The sequence below is a fragment of the Rhizobium sp. M1 genome (genome assembly GCF_002531805.1).
Taxonomy (GTDB): Bacteria; Pseudomonadota; Alphaproteobacteria; order Rhizobiales; family Rhizobiaceae; genus Rhizobium; species Rhizobium etli_C.
In genome coordinates, this window is the sequence record NZ_NWSW01000032.1 from 53,617 (window position 1) to 72,594 (window position 18,978).

General features: G+C 61.7%; 20 protein-coding genes. 10 read left to right on the forward strand and 10 right to left on the reverse strand.

What is annotated here, in order from left to right; all coding sequences use genetic code 11:
• Positions 1-68 precede the first annotated feature (68 nt).
• The 4 genes from thrS to CO655_RS26060 form a co-directional block, all read right to left on the reverse strand.
• Complete coding sequence (gene thrS, locus CO655_RS26045) at positions 69-2,075, reverse strand: threonine--tRNA ligase (RefSeq protein ID WP_097667351.1); 2,007 nt, start codon at positions 2,073-2,075, stop codon at positions 69-71.
• Between the two features lie 120 nt (positions 2,076-2,195).
• Entirely contained in the window at positions 2,196-2,723 is a 528-nt protein-coding gene (locus tag CO655_RS26050) for a DUF1697 domain-containing protein (RefSeq protein WP_004680208.1), read from the reverse strand.
• Positions 2,724-2,849: 126 nt separating this feature from the next.
• Positions 2,850-3,254, reverse strand: coding sequence for a membrane protein insertion efficiency factor YidD (gene yidD / locus CO655_RS26055; protein ID WP_097607918.1), 405 nt, complete (start codon positions 3,252-3,254; stop codon positions 2,850-2,852).
• Between the two features lie 5 nt (positions 3,255-3,259).
• Entirely contained in the window at positions 3,260-3,706 is a 447-nt protein-coding gene (locus CO655_RS26060) for an iron-sulfur cluster assembly scaffold protein (protein ID WP_097607917.1), read from the reverse strand.
• A 308-nt stretch (positions 3,707-4,014) separates the two neighbouring features.
• Here CO655_RS26060 and folE point away from each other — a divergent pair, with 308 nt between their 5' ends.
• The 3 genes from folE (at position 4,015) to CO655_RS26075 (ending at position 6,186) form a co-directional block, all read left to right on the forward strand.
• Entirely contained in the window at positions 4,015-4,629 is a 615-nt protein-coding gene (gene folE / locus CO655_RS26065) for a GTP cyclohydrolase I FolE (protein WP_010004221.1), read from the forward strand.
• Positions 4,630-4,654: 25 nt separating this feature from the next.
• The gene (gene hisI / locus CO655_RS26070) at positions 4,655-5,107 is read left to right on the forward strand and encodes a phosphoribosyl-AMP cyclohydrolase (RefSeq protein WP_004680212.1); all 453 of its coding nucleotides are present in this window, start codon (positions 4,655-4,657) and stop codon (positions 5,105-5,107) included.
• Positions 5,108-5,223: 116 nt separating this feature from the next.
• Entirely contained in the window at positions 5,224-6,186 is a 963-nt protein-coding gene (locus CO655_RS26075) for a patatin-like phospholipase family protein (RefSeq protein WP_097607916.1), read from the forward strand.
• 62 nt (positions 6,187-6,248) lie between these two features.
• Here the strand turns inward: CO655_RS26075 and CO655_RS26080 are convergent, their stop codons facing one another.
• Positions 6,249-6,683 (reverse strand): CBS domain-containing protein, encoded by a 435-nt coding sequence (locus tag CO655_RS26080; RefSeq protein ID WP_097607915.1) that lies wholly within the window; start codon positions 6,681-6,683, stop codon positions 6,249-6,251.
• 95 nt (positions 6,684-6,778) lie between these two features.
• Complete coding sequence (locus tag CO655_RS26085) at positions 6,779-7,567, reverse strand: rhomboid family intramembrane serine protease (protein ID WP_097667352.1); 789 nt, start codon at positions 7,565-7,567, stop codon at positions 6,779-6,781.
• A 263-nt stretch (positions 7,568-7,830) separates the two neighbouring features.
• On the opposite strand from CO655_RS26085, the gene CO655_RS26090 reads away from it, so the two are divergent.
• The 7 genes from CO655_RS26090 to CO655_RS26120 all read left to right on the forward strand — a co-directional run bounded on the left by CO655_RS26090 (position 7,831) and on the right by CO655_RS26120 (position 14,511).
• Positions 7,831-8,475, forward strand: coding sequence for a PAS domain-containing protein (locus tag CO655_RS26090; RefSeq protein WP_170965042.1), 645 nt, complete (start codon positions 7,831-7,833; stop codon positions 8,473-8,475).
• Between the two features lie 124 nt (positions 8,476-8,599).
• Positions 8,600-9,211: a PilZ domain-containing protein gene (locus tag CO655_RS26095; protein WP_038689051.1), complete on the forward strand. Its 612-nt coding sequence runs from the start codon at positions 8,600-8,602 to the stop codon at positions 9,209-9,211.
• A gap of 253 nt (positions 9,212-9,464) precedes the next feature.
• On the forward strand, positions 9,465-10,439 hold the full coding sequence (gene pip, locus CO655_RS26100; RefSeq protein ID WP_097667353.1) for a prolyl aminopeptidase: 975 nt from the start codon (positions 9,465-9,467) through the stop codon (positions 10,437-10,439).
• A 375-nt stretch (positions 10,440-10,814) separates the two neighbouring features.
• Positions 10,815-11,420, forward strand: coding sequence for a transglutaminase-like cysteine peptidase (locus tag CO655_RS26105; protein ID WP_010030166.1), 606 nt, complete (start codon positions 10,815-10,817; stop codon positions 11,418-11,420).
• A 220-nt stretch (positions 11,421-11,640) separates the two neighbouring features.
• Complete coding sequence (locus tag CO655_RS26110; RefSeq protein WP_097667354.1) at positions 11,641-12,426, forward strand: hypothetical protein; 786 nt, start codon at positions 11,641-11,643, stop codon at positions 12,424-12,426.
• Positions 12,427-12,544: 118 nt separating this feature from the next.
• Positions 12,545-14,122: a D-alanyl-D-alanine carboxypeptidase gene (locus CO655_RS26115; RefSeq protein WP_097667355.1), complete on the forward strand. Its 1,578-nt coding sequence runs from the start codon at positions 12,545-12,547 to the stop codon at positions 14,120-14,122.
• Positions 14,123-14,235: 113 nt separating this feature from the next.
• The gene (locus CO655_RS26120) at positions 14,236-14,511 is read left to right on the forward strand and encodes a hypothetical protein (RefSeq protein WP_097667356.1); all 276 of its coding nucleotides are present in this window, start codon (positions 14,236-14,238) and stop codon (positions 14,509-14,511) included.
• Between the two features lie 146 nt (positions 14,512-14,657).
• Here the strand turns inward: CO655_RS26120 and CO655_RS26125 are convergent, their stop codons facing one another.
• From CO655_RS26125 to CO655_RS26140, 4 genes are all read right to left on the reverse strand, one after another.
• Positions 14,658-15,095: a DUF1489 family protein gene (locus CO655_RS26125; protein ID WP_097667357.1), complete on the reverse strand. Its 438-nt coding sequence runs from the start codon at positions 15,093-15,095 to the stop codon at positions 14,658-14,660.
• A 116-nt stretch (positions 15,096-15,211) separates the two neighbouring features.
• On the reverse strand, positions 15,212-16,615 hold the full coding sequence (locus tag CO655_RS26130) for an L-serine ammonia-lyase (RefSeq protein ID WP_097667358.1): 1,404 nt from the start codon (positions 16,613-16,615) through the stop codon (positions 15,212-15,214).
• Positions 16,616-16,976: 361 nt separating this feature from the next.
• The gene (locus CO655_RS26135) at positions 16,977-18,122 is read right to left on the reverse strand and encodes a CaiB/BaiF CoA-transferase family protein (protein WP_097667363.1); all 1,146 of its coding nucleotides are present in this window, start codon (positions 18,120-18,122) and stop codon (positions 16,977-16,979) included.
• A 44-nt stretch (positions 18,123-18,166) separates the two neighbouring features.
• The coding region (locus CO655_RS26140; protein WP_141514362.1) for an electron transfer flavoprotein-ubiquinone oxidoreductase at positions 18,167-18,978 on the reverse strand (812 nt) is incomplete at its 5' end.

An 18,978-nucleotide genomic window follows, 5' to 3' on the forward strand; every position in this document is an offset into this window, starting at 1 on the left:
GACGACAATATTGCGGTTTCATATCAGATTTCCGACAGCGCCGGATGGCGCTGCCGGATAAGGGCGTTTCAGGCAGCCTTAGCTTTTTTTGCTTCGGCCTTGCGGCGGATATCAGGCGGTGTCGCCTCGAGCGTCAGGCTCTCGACTGCAGCATCGAGCCCCATCGAAACCTGGTCCTGGCTGCCGAGGCGGCGGATGTTGACCGTGCGCTCCTCGGCTTCCTTCCTGCCGCAGACGATGATGACAGGAACCTTGGTGACCGAATGCTCGCGGATCTTGTAGTTGATCTTCTCGTTGCGGAAGTCGGTCTCGACGTTGAGACCGGCCTCGCGCAGCGCCTCGGCCACTTCAAGCCCGTAGGCATCGGCCTCCGAGGTGATCGTCGCGACCACTACCTGCAGCGGCGATACCCAGAGCGGCATATGGCCGGCGAAGTTCTCGATCAGGATACCCAGGAAGCGTTCCATCGAGCCGCAGATGGCGCGGTGGATCATCACCGGCTGCGTCTTTTCGGAATTGCTGTCGATATAGAAGGCGCCGAAGCGTTCCGGCAGGTTGAAGTCGACCTGCGTCGTACCGCACTGCCATTCGCGGCCGATCGCATCCTTCAGCGTATACTCGAACTTCGGACCGTAGAAGGCTCCCTCGCCCGGCAGGATGCCGGTCTTGATGCGGCCCTCGGACTGCGCCTCGATCGTCTTCAAGACGTCGGTCATCACGGCTTCGGCGCGATCCCAGAGTGCGTCGGAACCGACGCGTTTTTCCGGCCGGGTCGAAAGCTTGACGACGATTTCCTTGAAGCCGAAGTCCTCGTAGACCGACAGGATCAGATCGTTGATCTTCAGGCATTCGGCGGCCATCTGCTCGTCGGTGCAGAAGATATGCGCGTCGTCCTGCGTAAAGCCGCGCACGCGCATCAGCCCATGCAGCGCGCCCGACGGCTCGTAGCGATGCACCAGGCCGAATTCCGCAAGCCGGATCGGCAGCTCGCGATAGGATTTCAGGCCATGCTTGAAGATCTGCACGTGCCCCGGGCAGTTCATCGGCTTCAGCGCGAAGACGCGGTTGTCGGCTTCCTTGTCTTCCGGATGCGTCATCGCATGCGCCGATTTCACGGCGAACATGTTTTCCTGATACCAGCCCCAGTGACCCGAGGTTTCCCAGAGCGACGTGTCGAGCACCTGCGGCGCGTTGACTTCCTGGTAGTCGGCCGCCAGCCGGCGCCGCATGTAGGCGACGAGCGTCTGGAAGATGCGCCAGCCCTTGCCGTGCCAGAAGACGACGCCCGGACCTTCTTCCTGGAAATGGAACAGATCCATCTCGCGGCCGAGCTTGCGGTGATCGCGCTTCTCGGCTTCGGCCAACATATGCAGGTAATTGTCGAGATCGGCCTGGTCGGCCCATGCCGTGCCGTAGATGCGCGACAGCATGGCGTTGTTGCTGTCGCCGCGCCAATAGGCGCCGGCAACCTTCATCAGCTTGAAGGCGGTGCCGACCTGGCCGGTGGAGGCCATGTGCGGGCCGCGGCAGAGATCGAACCAGTCGCCCTGATGGTAGATCTTCAGATCCTGCCCTTCGGGAATCGCATCGACGAGCTCGACCTTGTACTGCTCGCCCTTGGCGGCAAAGACTTCCTTGGCCTTGTCGCGCGACCAGACCTGCTTGGTGAAGGGCGCGTTGCGGGCGATGATCTCCTTCATCTTCTTTTCGATCTTCGGCAGATCGTCGGGCGTAAACGGCTCGTTCTTGGCGAAGTCGTAATAGAAGCCGTTCTCGATGACCGGGCCGATCGTCACCTGGGTGCCGGGCCAGAGTTCCTGCACGGCCTCAGCCATCACGTGCGCGGCGTCATGCCGGATAAGTTCCAGCGCGCGCGCGTCCTTGCGAGTGATGATTTCGATCTTGCCGTCCGTGACGGCGTCGGAAAGGTCACGCACGGCGCCGTCGATCGCAATGGCGACGGCGCTCTTGGCGAGCGACTTGGAAATGGATTCGGCGACATCCTTGCCGGTTGCGTCAGCCGGGAAGCTGCGCACGGAACCATCGGGAAATGTCAGGGAAACGGATTGGGACATTGAAATTCTCCTTGTCCAGTCCCGCCAACGAATGCGGGTGGTTGCAACGACAGCGCCTCCGTCCTTGGATGCGCTGCCGCCTGATACTCAGATTTCCCTCGGGAGTAAAGAAGGAGCGGCCTACATGATCATTTGCGCGAGGCCGCAGACCGTATTCCAGTTGCGCATCGTGCCGATGCCTATCCGCTTGGTCGTCAGTGCCGAAAGCAGCTTGGATTGGCTCGGCTTGCCGGCGAAATCGATCCAGAGGTCGCCGCCGACGATGGCGATGCGCTGTCCCTCCGTCATCAGCGGCTTCAAAGCCTCGACCTTCTTCGGGTCGACCGGCAGGCGCATCACCCGGACGATCACCTGGTCGCCGCTGCCGTCCCTGAACGGATTGGTGCTGCAGAGCGCCATCCAGGTGCAGTCGCTGCGCACGATGATATCGACATGTTTGCCGAACTTCTCTTCGAAGCCCTCTTCCAGCGCGACCTCGAGTTCATGCGGGCGCATTTCGTCGGCCTCGAAAACGAGATTGCCGGTCGAAACCAGCGTGCGCGGCTCGCGATAGCCAAGCTCTTTGGCAAGCGCACGCAGGTCTTCCATGATCACCCGGCGGTCCGGCGTCAGGACAATGCTGTGCAGGAGGGCAATGAAGGTGCTCATGGCCGCCAGGAATCCTCCGTTATCCCAGGTGAGAAACCACGGTCACCGAATGGTGACCGCACCTCGCCCGTCGTCGCTGCCGGCTCTGCGCCACGCACGCATATTCGCCTGGTATCGCCATGGCGTTCACCCTCTTTTGCGTCCGAGGGAGAGATACCGCCAGGGGGTCCACCAGCGGAAGCCGTCGCCGAGCGCCTCGGGCACCGGGTCGAGGCCGCTGGTGCCGCCCGGGCCGCAGCGGCTGACGCGAAACAGCGTCATCCAGCCGCCGGCCCATAATCCGTGCCGGGCGATCGACTCATAGCCGTATTCGGAGCAGGTCGGGATATGGCGGCAGGAATTGCCGACAAAGCCGGAAAGCGTCAACTGATAGAGGCGGATCAGCCCCATGCCGAGCAGGCGGTCGGGGGTTTTGCGGAACGGGCCGGTATAATTGCGGGAATAGCGCGCAGGCCTTTCGCGCGGCTGGCCCGATCCGGCCGCGCCGCCATCGTCCTCATCGTCAGCCTGCCTGACGCAGAACTCGCACATCTCGCTTACGCCTCGATCACTTCCGCCCGCTTCGCCTCGATCTGCCCGATCGCATCGACGACCGCATCGAAGGTCAGCATCGTCGAAGCATGTCGTGCCTTGTAGTCCCGCACGGGCAGCAGGTAGCGCATGTCTTCGAACCGTCCGGTAGGCCCAGTCCCATCCGCCTTCAACATGGCGAGCATGTCGAGACGCGCCTGCCGCAATTCGCCCGATGTGGCACCGACGACATGACGGGCCATGATCGAGGACGATGCCTGGCCGAGTGCGCAGGCCTTCACGTCATGCGAAAAAGCGGTCACGACTTCGCCGTCCATCTTCAGCCATATCCGTACCTTGGAACCGCATAGCTTGGAGTGTGCCTGGGCGGTCGCATCGGCGTCCGCCAGCGTGCCGGTCAACGGAATATTGCCGGCGAATTCGAGGATTTTGCTGTTGTAGATGTCATCCATGCTGGGTTTCCGCTCCAAAATCGCTGCGGATCGGCCTTAATGGCGCTGTTATTGTTATTGAAACAAAAAACACACCGTGTCGCCTGAGGATACTTACATACCATGGCCGTCTTCCTATATGTATGTCGTTCGAAGGCCATGAAAATGCAATGGCCTTGTGTAAGTTTGATTGGGAAACCGTGCCGGACGGGCATTGAATTGCCCCGAAAGCCCCGGAGCCTGCCAAAGGTGCATGAATTCCCGCATGGGACTGACCAGTGGCAATTCCGACAGATGGGTCCGCGCTGCGGACCAGGAGACCATTGATCATGGACGCCATCGTAAAGAACTTTCCGCAGCCGAACCGCGACTCGGACCGCCCCTCCCAGCAGGAGGCGGAGGAAGCCGTGCGCGTTCTGCTGCGCTGGGCCGGTGACGATCCGACGCGCGAAGGCCTTATCGAGACGCCCGCCCGCGTGGCCAAGGCCTATCGCGAGCTTTTCGCCGGTTACGACATGGCGCCGGAGGACGTGCTCGGCCGGACCTTCGAAGAGGTCGCAGGCTACGACGACATGGTCCTCGTCAAGGACATTCCCTTCTACTCGCATTGCGAACATCACATGGTTCCGATCATCGGCAAGGCCCATGTCGCCTATATGCCGGATGGACGCGTGCTCGGCCTGTCGAAGATTGCCCGTGTCGTCGAGATTTATGGCCGCCGCCTGCAGACGCAGGAAACGATGACCGCCCAGATCGCCCGCGCCATCGACGATACGCTGCAGCCGCGCGGTGTTGCCGTGATGATTGAGGCCGAACATATGTGCATGGCGATGCGCGGCGTTCAGAAGCAGGGTTCGACCACGTTGACGACCACGTTTACTGGAACCTTCAAGACGGAACCGGCCGATCAGGCCCGTTTCATGAGCATGGTGCGGAGCCGCTGATACCGGCTCCCGCAGGAGGGCCGCGATGAGTCACCTGATCTTCAATCAACCATCCGAGGACAAGTCGGCCTTGGAAGACGCCGGCGATTTCACGCCGCGTTTCGACGACCGCGGCCTGATCACCGCGATCGTGACCGACGCCGGCGACGGCGAACTGCTGATGGTGGCGCACATGAACGCCCAGGCGCTGGCGCTGACCATCCAGACGGGAACGGCCCATTATTTCAGCCGCTCGCGCGGCAAGATCTGGAAGAAGGGCGAGACCTCGGGCAACCTTCAGACGGTGAAGGAAATTCGCACCGATTGCGATCAGGACGCCATCTGGCTGAAGGTCGAGGTCGCCGGCCATGATGCCACCTGTCACACCGGCCGCCGTTCCTGCTTCTACCGCACGGTCACGCTTCGCGAGGGAAAACCGATGCTCGATATCGTCGACGACGAGCGTCATTTCGATCCGCAGGACATCTACGGAAAATAGGTCGAACGTCCCGGCATTTGCCCCTTATTGTGCCAGAAACCGCTTCTATATACCATTTGGCAATTGATCGGGCACACTATCGCACCACACGTGTTCTGCTGGGAGGGGAGAGCGCAATGCTGAACTGGAGTCTGCATCGTCAAAGCGCTGAAGGCGAAGGTTCCGGTTCCGGCATGTCGACGATCCTCGAGACGATCCCTGCCCCTGCGCCTGCCAAGAAAATCAAGATCGCGCTCGCGCTTGGCGGCGGCGCGGCCCGCGGCTGGGCCCATATCGGCGTATTGCGCGCCCTTGACGAGGCCGCGGTCGAAATCGGCATGATTGCCGGCACGTCGATCGGCGCCCTGGTCGGCGGCTGCTATCTTGCCGGCAAACTCGACGAACTCGAAACCTTCGCCCGCTCGCTGACCATGCGCCGGATCGCAAGCCTGCTCGATCTGACCATCGGCGGCAGCGGCCTGTTCGGCGGTATGCGGCTGACCAAGCGCATGCAGGAGCATCTCGAAGGCCTGAATGTCGAGGATCTGGACCGGCCTTTCGTCGCGGTCGCAGCCGAGGTCAATACCGGCCATGAGGTCTGGATCGCCAACGGTTCGCTGATCACGGCGCTGCGCGCCTCCTATGCCCTGCCCGGCATCTTCGAGCCGGTGCGCAGCAACCACCGCACGCTGGTCGACGGCGCGCTGGTCAATCCGGTTCCCGTCTCGGTCTGCCGCGCCTATGAGCAGCCGCTGGTCGTCGCGGTCAATCTCAATTACGATCTCTACGGCCGCTCGGCCGTCGTCCGGCACAATGCCAGCCTCTCGCCGCAGGAAGTGCAGAAACAGGAAGAGGCGCCCTATGCCCGCCTCGGCATGACCGGCGTCATGGTGCAGGCCTTCAACATTATCCAGGACAGGATTGCCCGCGCCCGCCTTGCCGGCGACCCGCCCGACATCTCGCTGCAGCCGCGCCTCAGCTATATCGGCCTTTCAGAATTCCACCGCGCCGGCGAGGCGATCGAGCGCGGTTACGAGGAAGCCAGAGCCAGGCTTCCCGAGATCAAGCGCATGCAGGAAGTCTACGCCAGCCCGCCATAAGGCGTCGCCCCCTGCGACAGGCGCTGCGGGGCGACGGGATCACGTAAACCACCAGCCGAAGCTCAGCCGGCAATATAGGCCTTGATATCCTCGGCTTCGCGCTCGACTTCGGCGATCCGCGATTTCACCACGTCACCGATCGAGATGATGCCGGCAAGCTTGCCGTTGCTTTCCACCGGAACGTGGCGGAAACGGCGGCTGGTCATCAGTTCCATCAGTTCGTTGACAGTCGTCTCCTCATGGCAGCGGTAGACCTTCGCGGTCATGACCTGGGTGAGTGACTGGTCGAGACCCTCCTTGCCGTGTTTGGCGATCGCATGCACGAGATCACGCTCGGTGAACATGCCCGAAATCCGATTCTCCATGCCGACGACGACGATGGCGCCGATCTTCTTCTTGCTCAGGATGACGGCTGCCTCGGCGACGGTGGTGTTCGGCCCGGCGGTAACGACGTCCCTGCCCTTCAGGTCGAGGATTGCTTTGACTGAACTGGTCATTCGAACCTCCTATGTCGAAACTGCGACACTTGTCACAGCTATCCGCGGCGGTTTCTCCCCCCAATCGCGGATCGTTCGATGGTGCACTGCCCCGCTCAGGATTGCAACACATCCTTCTCCGCTTCGGTTGGTTCCTCAGTCGGCGGCGGTGGCCGGTCGAACAGCGAAAACAGAAAGAAGCCGAAGACGAAGCCGCCGATATGCGCGTCCCAGGCAATCTCTTGATCGCTGTCTCCGACGAGCGGGATGCCGACCGCGATCAGGGCGTTGCCGACCAGCCAGAGCAGCGTGAAGATGACGACGGTCCGGCTCTTCAGCGCCTCGACGATGGAAAGCCGCGCATTGAGATGCGCCGCCAGCATCGGACGTCGCTCAGCGGGAAAGGCGAATCGGCAGGCGGCTCCCATCAGCCCGGAAATGACGCCGGAGGCGCCGATCAGCAGCGACACGTCTCCCCAATTGAGAACCGCGTGCAGAGCGGCGGAAGCGGCGGCGGAAAACAGCCAGAAGAACACGAATCGCAGCGTCCCGATGCGACGCACGACCGGCGCGCCGAAGGCCATCAGCCAGAAGGCGTTGAAGACGATATGCTGGACGCTGCCGTGCAACAGCGAATAGGTTACCGGCGTCCAGAACAGCTCGAAACCTTGCTGCGACAGCGGAATCACGTAGCGGGCGGGGACGAAGCCAAAGGTGAAGAGCAGCCAGCTCACCGCATCGTCGGACAGCACGAGCGCCTGCGCCGCATAGATCACGATCAGCAGGCAAAGGCTGAAGAACAGCGCCGGCGGAAGGTTGAAGACCGGTACCCGCGGGGGCCGCGCCGGCGGCTCGAACTCGGAAGGTTCGGGCGCCTTCTGCGGCTCGCCCGTCTGCTCATTCATCTGTGTTCGCCTCGTTGTGGCCCCAGCCATACAGGAGCGATGGTCAAAAAAAAAGCCGCCCGAAAGGTCGGACGGCGTACCGGGAACCCTGAGGAAAGACCTCGGCCCGGGCAGGTTGTGCAGAACTTCGAAAGTCGAAGTGATGGCGCGACAGTGCCACGACAGGCATCACGCCTCAACCGAAACCCTTTCTTAACCTTAACAGCCGGGATTTGGCATGAAATCCGCAAGGTAGAAGCTGTACGGGCAATGAGTGCCCGCAAATGCTCCGGAATGGGACAGGTTGGTGTGAAATGCGTGTGCAAACGACCATCGAAATTTTTGACTATTGGAACCGTATCCGCGGCGCAGCCGATGCGCCGCTGAAATCCCAGGTCGAACCGTCCGCCGTACCCCATCTACTACAAAGTCTCTTCATCCTCGAGGCGCGCGAGGACGGAGACATCGTTTTCCGGCTCGCGGGCACCCGCATCTGCGATCTCTTTGGGCGGGACCTGCGCGGCGAACGTTTCTCATCGCTCTGGGCGCATGGCCAGCACGCGGATATCGAACGCACGGCGATGGGCGTTATGGACCACGCCATGCCGGCCCTGTTCAATGCCACCGGCTACAGCACCGTCGGGCACCAGGCCTCCTTCGAGATCATCATGATGCCGCTGCGCTCGTCGCACGGCGCTTGCGACCGGCTGCTCGGCGCGATCGCGCCGGTGGCGGCCGCAAGCTGGCTGGAGATCGTGCCGCTCGAATTGCTGGCGCTCGACCGCAGCCGTCTCCTACCTGAAAAGTTCAGCAAGGTCGCGCCGGCCGAACTGCGCCCGATCAACGAGATCGTCGCAGGAAAAAGCATCGGCTTCGGCCAGGCCATGCGCCGCGTGGTGTCGCAGCTGCTGAGTGTCGAGGCGCGCTGAGCGTCTCGTTTCAGGACAGCGGCCATACTCGTTTTTGGCTATGTCGGCGGGCGCCGAGACAACCTTCTGTTAATGGATTGAAGGTAAAGATTGGCCTCTGAGATTTTCATGAAGAAGCCTTTTGATGCACTCGTTCCAGCCAGCACAGACGCAACGACCTGCGCCGCGCCCTGAACAAGGCGTTTTCCAGCGCGTGCCGATCAATATGCAGGGCCGGCTGATGCTTGCGAACTACGAGGAGTTTGAATGCATGGTGATCGACATGTCGCCCGGCGATATGTACGTCACCTGCTCCGGCCGGCCGCGCGCCAACGAACGCGTCGTCGCCTATATCGACCATCTCGGGCGCGTCGAAGGTTATGTCCAGACGCTCGACGGCCGCGGCTTCACCATGTCGATCAATGCCACCGAGCGCAAACGCGAGAAGCTCGCCGCTCAGCTCACCTGGCTTGCCAACAAGCACGAGCTCGGCCTGCCGGAAGATCGCCGGCACGACCGTCTGACGCCGCGTGACGTCAAGACCGAACTGACGCTCGATGACGGCACGCGATATGCCTGCCGCATCATGGACCTTTCGCTCTCCGGCGCGGCCGTCGATGTCGAGATGCGTCCTTCCATCGGAACGGCGGTGCGTCTCGGCAATATGCGCGGCCGTGTCGTGCGCCATTTCGTCGAAGGCGTGGCGATCGAATTCCTGTCGATCCAGTCCCGCGAGACGTTGCGGGAATTCCTCTGACAGCTGCTGGGAGTGCACTGCCCCCGCCAGGGATTTCCGCGGCGGCTGCATTTTCGCCAGACTTCCGCCGAGGCTGCTGCCAGCGGTTGTTCCAACCAGTAGATGTGTAATCTTATGAGTGGAATAACCTGCGACACCGCTCAGCCGGGAGCAGGTCGCGCATAATTCGGCAGCGATTTTGCGCCCGGCAGCGCCGCCCTTCCCTTTGCTATCGAGATAAAGGATAAGGTCCTCCCCGACCGCAGAGGCACCGATGTCAGCTCTCTATCCGAAAATCGAACCCTATGATCATGGTCTGCTCGACACGGGCGACGGCAACCTGATCTATTGGGAGACCTGCGGCAATCCGAATGGGCGACCGGCATTGGTGCTGCACGGCGGGCCGGGCTCCGGCTGTTCGACTGACGCCCGACGCCAGTTCGATCCCGAGGCCTATCGGATCGTCCTCTTCGACCAGCGCAATTGCGGCCGAAGCCTGCCGAGTGCGGCCGATCCCACGACCGACCTCTCCCTGAATACGACCTGGCATCTCGTGGCCGATATCGAGAGGCTGCGGCTCTCTCTCGACATAGACAGCTGGCTGCTTTTCGGCAACTCCTGGGGCTCGACGCTGGCGCTCGCCTATGCCGAAACGCATCCGCAGCGAGTCGCCGCGATCGTCCTGTCGGGCGTCACCACCACGCGGCGTTCGGAAATCGACTGGCTCTGTCGCGGCATGGCGCCGCTCTTTCCGGAAGAATGGCATCGTTTCCGTCAGGGGATTCCTTCCAGCATGCAGGGGCTGGATGAGGATATGGCCGGAGCCTATCACCGTCTCCTCAACGATCCGGACCCGCAGACGCGTCTGAAGGCGGCGCGCGACTGGCATGACTGGGAGGCAGCCTCGATCCTGCTCGCCGATCCGGACGGACTGCCGCGCCGCTGGGCCGACCCGGTCTACGTTCTGACACGCGCCCGCATCATCACCCATTATTTCCTCAACGGTGCCTGGCTGGAGGACGGCGTGCTCTTGACGAACGCCGCACAGCTTGCCGGCATTCCAGGCATCCTGTTGCAGGGACGGTTCGACATCGAGGCACCACTTGTCACCGCCTGGGAACTAGCGCGCGCTTGGCCCGAAAGTGAACTCAGGATTCTCCCGTACGCTGCCCATTCCACCGCAAATGCTGATATGAGCGCAGCAATCGTCGCCGCCACCGACCGGTTTCGCAATTTCCCTCAAAAATAATTTTTCCTTTTGAGTCGCGGAGCGCGGCAGTTTTCCGGTCATCGGCCGAACAATTCCCGTCATTCCGGGCCCTTTTGTCCAAAGACCGCATGCCGCCGGCAAGGACGGCTTCCCCGCAGGAGTTTACCCGGCTCAGGGGAAACCCTTAATGGCCGCGCGGCAGCACAGCCTTTTCGAGCGCGAAAGCCTTGCCGCATAACTTACAATTTTAATCGACTTCGAGACAAATGCGCCTCGAATTTTATGCGCATTCGAGTTTGTTTTTAGCCAAGTTTTATCGGCATTTGATTCAACTAAGCCTTTAATTCTATTACGTAATTTTGCGCGAGATAAAAACGTCTGTGTCATTGTCGCCTCAACTTAGGGGAGACGGCAATGACGACTGCGAATATCCTGAAAGGCGGCCTTCTGGCCGGTGCGATCATGATGGCAATGGCGGGTTCGGGACAGGCAACCCCAGCAAGCATGGCACTGGCAGGCAATGCCAGCCCGCCGATCGGACACTACGAGTTCTGCAAGGCCAATCCAACGGAATGCGCCTATGCCGGCGGCGACGCCGGACCGGCCATTCTCACCGAGGAGCGCTGGAAGGAAATTCTCAAGGTCAACTACACCGTCAATTCGTCGGTCCAACCGGAAACGGATGAACAGATCTACGGCGTCGAAGAGCGCTGGGCCTATCCGACCAGCGTCGGTGACTGCGAGGACTATGTCCTGCTGAAGCGCAAGATGCTGATCGAGGACGGCTTTTCGCCATCCGACACGCTGATCACGGTCGTGCTGCAGCCGAACGGCGAAGGCCATGCCGTGCTGACGGTCCGCACCGACCACGGCGACTTCATTCTCGACAACATGCGCAACAAGGTGCTGCTGTGGTCGGACACTGAATACACCTATCTCAAGCGCCAGTCTGCCAATGATCCGGGCCGCTGGTCGAAGCTTCAGGACGGCCGCACCGTCGCGGTCGGCAGCGTCAAGTAGCAGCATAGCCCGCCGGCCAAGCCGGCGCTGGTTTCGGCCCGGTCAGTCCCCGCATCCCGTCCCGACCGGTGCCCAAGAGCCGTTCCCGCTGTCCCGGGAACGGCTCGTCCTCTTTGGGACAAGGGCCATTCCGATACAGCGGCAACCCGAAAACTTAGCGAATTATTAACCCTGCCGGTCTGATCATGTTGGTGAGATTCATCATCGGCACCGGCGGCTCATGTTCTTTCTGCGGCGGACCGAAACACGAAGAACCGCCATGAGCCAAGCCGCGCAAAGCACACCGGACGAGCAGCCGCTTTTTTCCATGGGGTTCCTCCTGCGCGCGATGGCGGCGATCGCCGTCCTTGCGGTCCTGACCGTCGCCATCAGCATTGCAGGCCGTTGGTTCGGCCGGCATATCTCCCTCGCCGGCAATACCGACAGCACAGCTGAAATTCGGTTGACCATCGGCCGCGATACGGTGAAATTTCCGGAAAATACCATCCGCTTTCCGAGCCAGAGACATGACGGGGCAACCGAGCGCGTCGATCTCTACCTCGCCTGGCCTGACATGTGGGGTTACGGCAAGGACAACCATCTTCGATTCGACGATGTCGCCCAATCTTCCGGCCTGATCTTCCTGCAGATCGCCCAGAGCACCATGTCGCGTGACATGTCCGGCCGGCTGGAGCCGATCTATTCGCATCTGATCGAAGGATCGGCCGAGGCTTTTCGCGACGGATTGACGCTGCACCGCCTTCGCGCCGACGCCGGCTATGGCGACGAAGTGCTGCTGACGGCACCCGTCAAGGGCGGACCGGACTACGTCGTGCGCTGCCTATTGCCGTCAACCCCGGACAAGGCGGCAAGCGGTGATTGCCAGCGAGATATCAAGGTCGGCAAGGATCTCAGCGTCCTCTACCGCTTCTCCAGCAGCCATCTCGACGATTGGGAACATATTGATGCCGCGATCCGCACCTTTGTAGAGGCGCGTCTTATGAACCGTTCTGCGACAGGTCCCTAAAATGCTGCCGGAAGGCGAGTGAAACGATTCATCATAAACGGATTGGTAACGCTGAATCGGTAATTTCAAAAGACGAGCTGTGCGGCGGGGGGTGTGCGGTTCCTGCCCAATATCTGAAATGCAAGCGAAGAGTGGAATAGTGTCAAGGTCAGTCTCCTCCGTATCATCATTCCGGTCCGGCAGCTTTTTCGCAAAGCTCCTGGCGATCCTTTCGGTGGCTCTCACGGTCGTCCTGGTTGATTCAGTCAATGCGGAAGCGAAGACGGCCAATCCGAAATATGCAGGCATCGTCGTCGACGCCAAGACCGGCAACGTTCTCTACAGCGAGAATGCCGATCGGCTGCAGTACCCGGCCTCGCTAACCAAGATGATGACACTCTACATGGTCTTCGAAGCGCTGGAGCAAGGGCGCATCCGTCTCGACACGCCGGTTCCCTTCTCCGCTCATGCCGCTGCCCAGGCACCCACCAAACTTGGCGTGCGCGCCGGCGGCACGATTACCGTGCAACAGGGCATCCTCGGTCTCGTCACTCTGTCGGCGAATGATGCCTCAACCGCCCTCGGCGAACTGCTGGCAGGCAGCGAGGATCGCTTTGCCCAGTTGATGACAGCCAAGGCGCATGCTCTCGGCATGACGCGCACCACCTATCGCAACGCCAACGGCCTTCCGAACACTGCGCAGATGACGACGGCGCGCGACCAGGCCCGCCTCGGCATCGCTCTCCGTCAACATTTCCCGCAATATTACGGCTATTTTTCCACCCGCGCATTCAAGTTCGGCAGCCGCACGATCCGCAGTCATAACCGGCTGGTCGGCTCAGTGCGCGGTGTCGACGGAATCAAAACCGGTTACACGCGGGCCGCCGGCTTCAATCTTGTGAGTTCTGTCCAAGTTGACGGCAAGTCGATCGTCAGCGTGGTGCTTGGCGGTACTTCCGGAGCGGCTCGCGACGCCCAGATGCGCAATCTGATCGCCACTTACCTGCCCAAGGCGTCGAGCCGCGGCGGAAACGCGGCGCTGGTGGCTCAAGCAGCCCCTGCCCCGGCGATTATCGAAACGCCCGCTCCGGTTCAGCCGCAGAAGGCCCGGCAGCAGCTCGCCCAGCAGCCAGTCGCCCAGCAACAGGTCGCCCCGCAGCAGGTCGCAAAGACGATCACCGCAGCGCAGCCGCCGATTTCCGCCGCTGCCGCCGATCTCAGCCTGCCGCACAAGGGGCCGCTGCCGGACGCTCGCTATCAGGTGGCCGCGACCGAAGTCGCCTATGCCGAAACATCCGCGACGAAGTCAGACAACCCGCTGGTCGCCCAGGCCATGCCGGCACCGACCAAGGTCAAGACCACGAGCTTCAAGCCGCAGGCTCCGGCCGCAGCACCTGCCGAACCGGACAGCGCCGCCGTCGATCACGTCACCACTGCTTCGACCAGCGCCGCCCCGGAAAGCGCCGCGCCTGCGGGCTGGGTCGTACAGGTCGGCGTCTCGCCGAGCCGGCAGATGGCCATGGATCTTCTGGAGGGCGCCAAAAGCAAGGGCGGCAAGGCGCTGGCCTCTGCAAAACCCTTCGCCGTTGCCTATGGTACGGGCAACGACCAGGTCTACCGCGCCCGCTTCGGCGGCTTCGACGATCAGCGCGATGCGGTCAACGCCTGCAAGGCCTTGAAGAAGGCCGGCATCAAGTGCTGGGCGGCTGCACAATGAGCTATTCGATGCTGCCTGCAACACGGCCGGCGGCATTGGTAACGGCCGGAATCGGTGTTTGCGTTTCCGGCCACCATTCTTGAACTCGATCAGTAGTGCGTACGGGGAAAACAATGGCGATCAATGAAAATGTTCCGGGAATGCCAGGCGACCGCCGCAGCGGGGCCAAAGGGCGCTCAGCCCTGCATCCGCTGCACGAAGCGGCGCTGCGGTTGGCCGAGATGGGCCTGCAGCGGCCGAGAGCGAAATCTGCCAAGACCCGCGATCTCATCAACCTGCTGCTTTGCCACGGCGCTCGCGCCTGGCGCTATTCCCAGCCGGAAGCCCGGATCCATCTGCATGTGACCTCGCCCGACGGCAGCGCCCCGGTGCAATTGCGCCTGCGCTGAGCCGCCGGTGCTGTCGGGAACCGCTGTATTCGGCGGCAAAAGTTAATGCAGGTCGCCCGGAAGTGTGCAGCGGTTCCGGGACAACGACATGCATAAAAACAAAGAGCTAGAGCGCGTTGCGTGGATCTTATTTGATGCGACGCGCATTAGAGCAGGCCGAGCTCAGTAAGCTCGCGTCGCAGGTCGGCCGGCATTTCGGCGATGCCGGCGCCCAGGCTCGTCAGATCGGCCGGCACGTCATCCTGCGCATAGTAGCGCCAGCCCTGGAACGGCCGCTTCGGCTGTACCGCGGTTTCGATGACTTCGGGACCGAGCATCAGGCGGCAGCGCGAAATCCCTTCGGCGTCGGTGAAGGTCTCGATGTCGAGCAGCCGCTGTCTCGCCTGCACTTGCCCCTTGATCACCCAATAGAGCGAGCCGCCGTCGAGCAGCTCCTCCATGCGTTTGGGCACCATGCGGGTCGTATGCACCGAATGCGGCTCGAGCCCGGCGGCAATGGCGCGCAGCGAGCGCTCCGCCACCCATTCGCGCAGATCGTCGATCGAGTCGGCGCCGACGCAGAGTTTGATGAGATGCAATGCCATACCGCCGTTGAAATCCTTTTGGCGGCGAGCGTCAAGCGCCTACGGCATGCCGGGAGAAACTGTGCAGCAGTTTTGCACTTGCGGAAAAGTTGAACCGCTCTGACGCGGTGGCAAACTCAGCATTCGACGACATTGACGGCGAGGCCGCCGGTCGAGGTTTCCTTGTATTTCTCGCTCATGTCGTGGCCGGTCTGGCGCATCGTCTCGATGCAGGCGTCCAGCGGCACGAAGTGCTGGCCGTCGCCCTTGACGGCGAGCGATGCCGCCGTGACGGCCTTGACCGCCCCAAGCGCATTGCGCTCGATGCAGGGGACCTGGACCAGGCCCGCAACCGGATCGCAGGTCATGCCGAGATGATGTTCGAGCGCAATCTCGGCGGCGTTCTCGATCTGCTCCGGCGTGCCGCCCATCACGGCCGCAAGGCCGGCAGCCGCCATCGCCGCGGCCGAACCGACCTCGCCCTGACAGCCGACCTCGGCGCCCGAGATCGAGGCGTTATGCTTGATGATGCCGCCGATGGCGGCGGCCGTCAGCAGATAATCGCGAATACCGTTCTGGTCCCAGTCCTCGTGAAAATGCTCGTAATAGCGGATCGTCGCCGGAATGACGCCGGCCGCCCCGTTGGTCGGCGCGGTGACGACACGGCCGCCGGCCGCATTTTCCTCGTTGACGGCCATCGCATAGACACTGAGCCAATCGTTGGCGAGCAGCGGATTGACGCGATTGCTGCGCCACTCCTCCTGCAGCTTGTCGTGAATCCTGCGGGCGCGGCGCTTGACGTTGAGGCCGCCCGGCATGACGCCATCGACCTTGAGGCCGCGCTCGATGCAGGAGCGCATTGCCTCCCAAATTCTGTCGAGCCCCTGATCGAGCTCCTCTCGGCTGCGCTGGCTCTCCTCGTTCGCCCGCTTCATCTGCGCAATCGAAAGCCCCGAGCGCTCGGCCATGTCGAGCATCTGCCTGGCGGTCGCGAAAGGATAGGGCACGCGCGCGCCGCCTGCGGCGTTCTTCTTCGCCCGCATCTGTTCCAGTTCGGTGTCTGTGACGACGAAGCCGCCGCCGACCGAATAATAGATGCGTTTCAAGAGCAGCCGGCCGTCACGGTCATAAGCGGAAAAGATCATGCCGTTGGCATGGCCGGGCAGCGGCTGCTTCTTGTCGAAAACCAGGTCGGTCTTCGGCTGGAATTGGTAGGCCGGATGGCCCGCCGGCGTGATGCGGCCGGTGCGCTCAACCGTATCGATGATGCCGTCCATCTTGTCGGGATCGACGCTGTCGGGCGCTTCGCCCATCAGCCCGAGGATGACGGCCCTGCCCGTTCCATGGCCGATGCCGGTATGGGCGAGCGAACCATGCAGGCTGACCTTGATCGCGGCGACCTGCGCGCCCGATGACGGGCGTGGCCATTCATTCGACAGGATCAGATCGAGAAACCGGTTGGCAGCCGACATCGGACCCATCGTGTGCGAACTCGACGGCCCGACACCGATCTTGAACACGTCGAATACCGAGAGAAACATGGATGCGCCTTCTGAACACTGGAATGCAAATTTAGACGCCGCCGGTTTCTGATCCAAGCGGCAAACCGACATCGCATAGAGTCGGTGCGACATTCCGACTGCACACTGGGATGACACAGACAAAACCCGCGCAACGCAGCGATGCGGCAACCGATTGTTACGAACATCGTCGCCTCACTGCAAGAGACGATCATCGTGCCACGAAGATGTCGCTTGAGCAAAGGCTCAGACGAAAGCTCGGCAGAAGCGGCGCGGTTTTCGGCCAGCCCGGATCAGAGAGCCTTCTGCGACCGCTTTTCAAACGCGCAGTTTCGGCGCGGCCTCTCATTGCCGTCACTGTCGAAAATGCCGGCTTAAAACGTCAGTCCAGTAAGGTCCAGTCTGCTTGTACCTTGCCATTGTGCTCACCAAGTCTGGGCGACTTGCGGTGCGAGGAGAGCGGCTGCCCTGAGAAAATGATGGGTGTACGGATGCCCGTTATCCCTTCATTGTCCACGGCCATCTTTCGATGCGCGACTTGCGGGTCGGCAAACACGTCTTCGACGGTATTGATGGGGCCGGCGGGAATGCCCACGCGCGCCAGGTCGGCTAGCAGATCCGTCCGCTTGAAAAGCTTCGTCTGTGCTTCCATGACCGATGTCAGTTCCTCTCGATGGCGAACTCTTTCCGCATTCGACTTGAAACGGACGTCGTCTGCCACAGCGGATAGCCGGAGGATATCGCATAACCGTGCAAACTGAGCGTCGTTCCCGCAGGCGATAATGATATTGCCGTCAGACACCGGGAATACTTGGTATGGCGCGATGTTGGGATGCGCATTGCCAAGTCTCGTCGGCGCCTTTCCCGAAGCCAGGAAATTCATTGCCTGGTTGGCCAGCACACCCACCGCACTGTCCAGAAGTGCCATATCTATGAACTGTCCCTCACCTGTCGTATTTCGGAGGATCAGAGCGGCTTGGATAGCGATGACCGAATAGAGTCCCGTGAAGATATCGGCGAACGCGACGCCGATTTTCTGTGGCTCCCGATCAGGTTCACCGGTCAGATCCATGATGCCCGCCATGCCCTGGACGATAAAATCGTATCCTGCACGCCCGGCATAAGGACCGGTTTGGCCAAAGCCGGTAATCGAGCAATAGATCAGTCTTGGGTTGATCGCCTTCAGGCTCTCGTAATCAAGGCCGAACTTCTTCAACCCGCCTACCTTGAAGTTCTCGATGACGACGTCCGCGTTCGCGACCAGTGCGCGAAGCTTGTCGACGTCCTCCACAGCGTTGAAATCCGCTGTGATGCTTAGTTTTCCGCGATTGCAGCTGTGGAAGTAGGCTGCAGCGACATCATCGCCATCCCTGATGAAAGGAGGCCCCCAGCGACGCGTATCGTCGCCCTCCGGGCTTTCCACCTTGATGACGGTCGCACCCAGGTCGGCAAGTGTTTGTCCGGCCCACGGACCAGCCAGGATTCGCGCCAGTTCCAAGACCCGAACGCCTTCAAGCGGAGACTGCATCGATAACTCCCTGATCATTCACAAGTTGGCGGATCGTCGTTTCGCTACATATTCGGATAGACCGGCCCCTCGCCGCCCTGCGGCGGCACCCAGTTGATGTTCTGGTTGGGGTCCTTGATGTCGCAGGTCTTGCAGTGCACGCAGTTCTGGGCGTTGATGACGACGGTCTTGTCGCCATCCTTCTCCACCCATTCATAGCCGCCGGCCGGACAGTAGCGGGTCGACGGGCCGTCATAGATGCCGAGCTCGGAGCTCTTCTGCAGGCCCATGTCCTTGACCTGCAGATGCACCGGCTGGTCTTCCTCATGATTGGTGTTCGACAGGAACACCGAGGACAGACGGTCGAAGGTCAAGACCCCATCCGGTTTGGGATAGGCGATCGGCTTGTGCTGCGCGGCCGGCTCCAGGCTCTCCGCATCGGTCTTGCCGTGTTTCAGCGTGCCGAAGAAGGAAAAGCCGAACAGCGTGTTGGTCCACATGTCGAGACCGCCGAGCGCCACACCGAGCGCGGTGCCGAACTTCGACCACAGCGGCTTGACGTTCCTGACCCGCTTCAGGTCCTTGCCGATGTCGCCCTTGCGCCAGTCGGTCTCGATCTCGACGACCTCGTCATGGCTGCGGCCTGCTGCGATCGCCGCCGCCAGCTTCTCGGCCGCCAGCATGCCCGACAGCACCGCATTGTGGCTGCCCTTGATGCGCGGCACGTTGACGAGACCGGCCGAACAGCCGATCAGCGCCCCGCCGGGAAAGGACAGCTTCGGCACCGACTGGTAGCCGCCCTCGGTGATGGCGCGCGCCCCATAGGACAGCCGCTTGCCACCCTCGAAAGTGCCGCGGATCGCCGGATGGGTCTTGA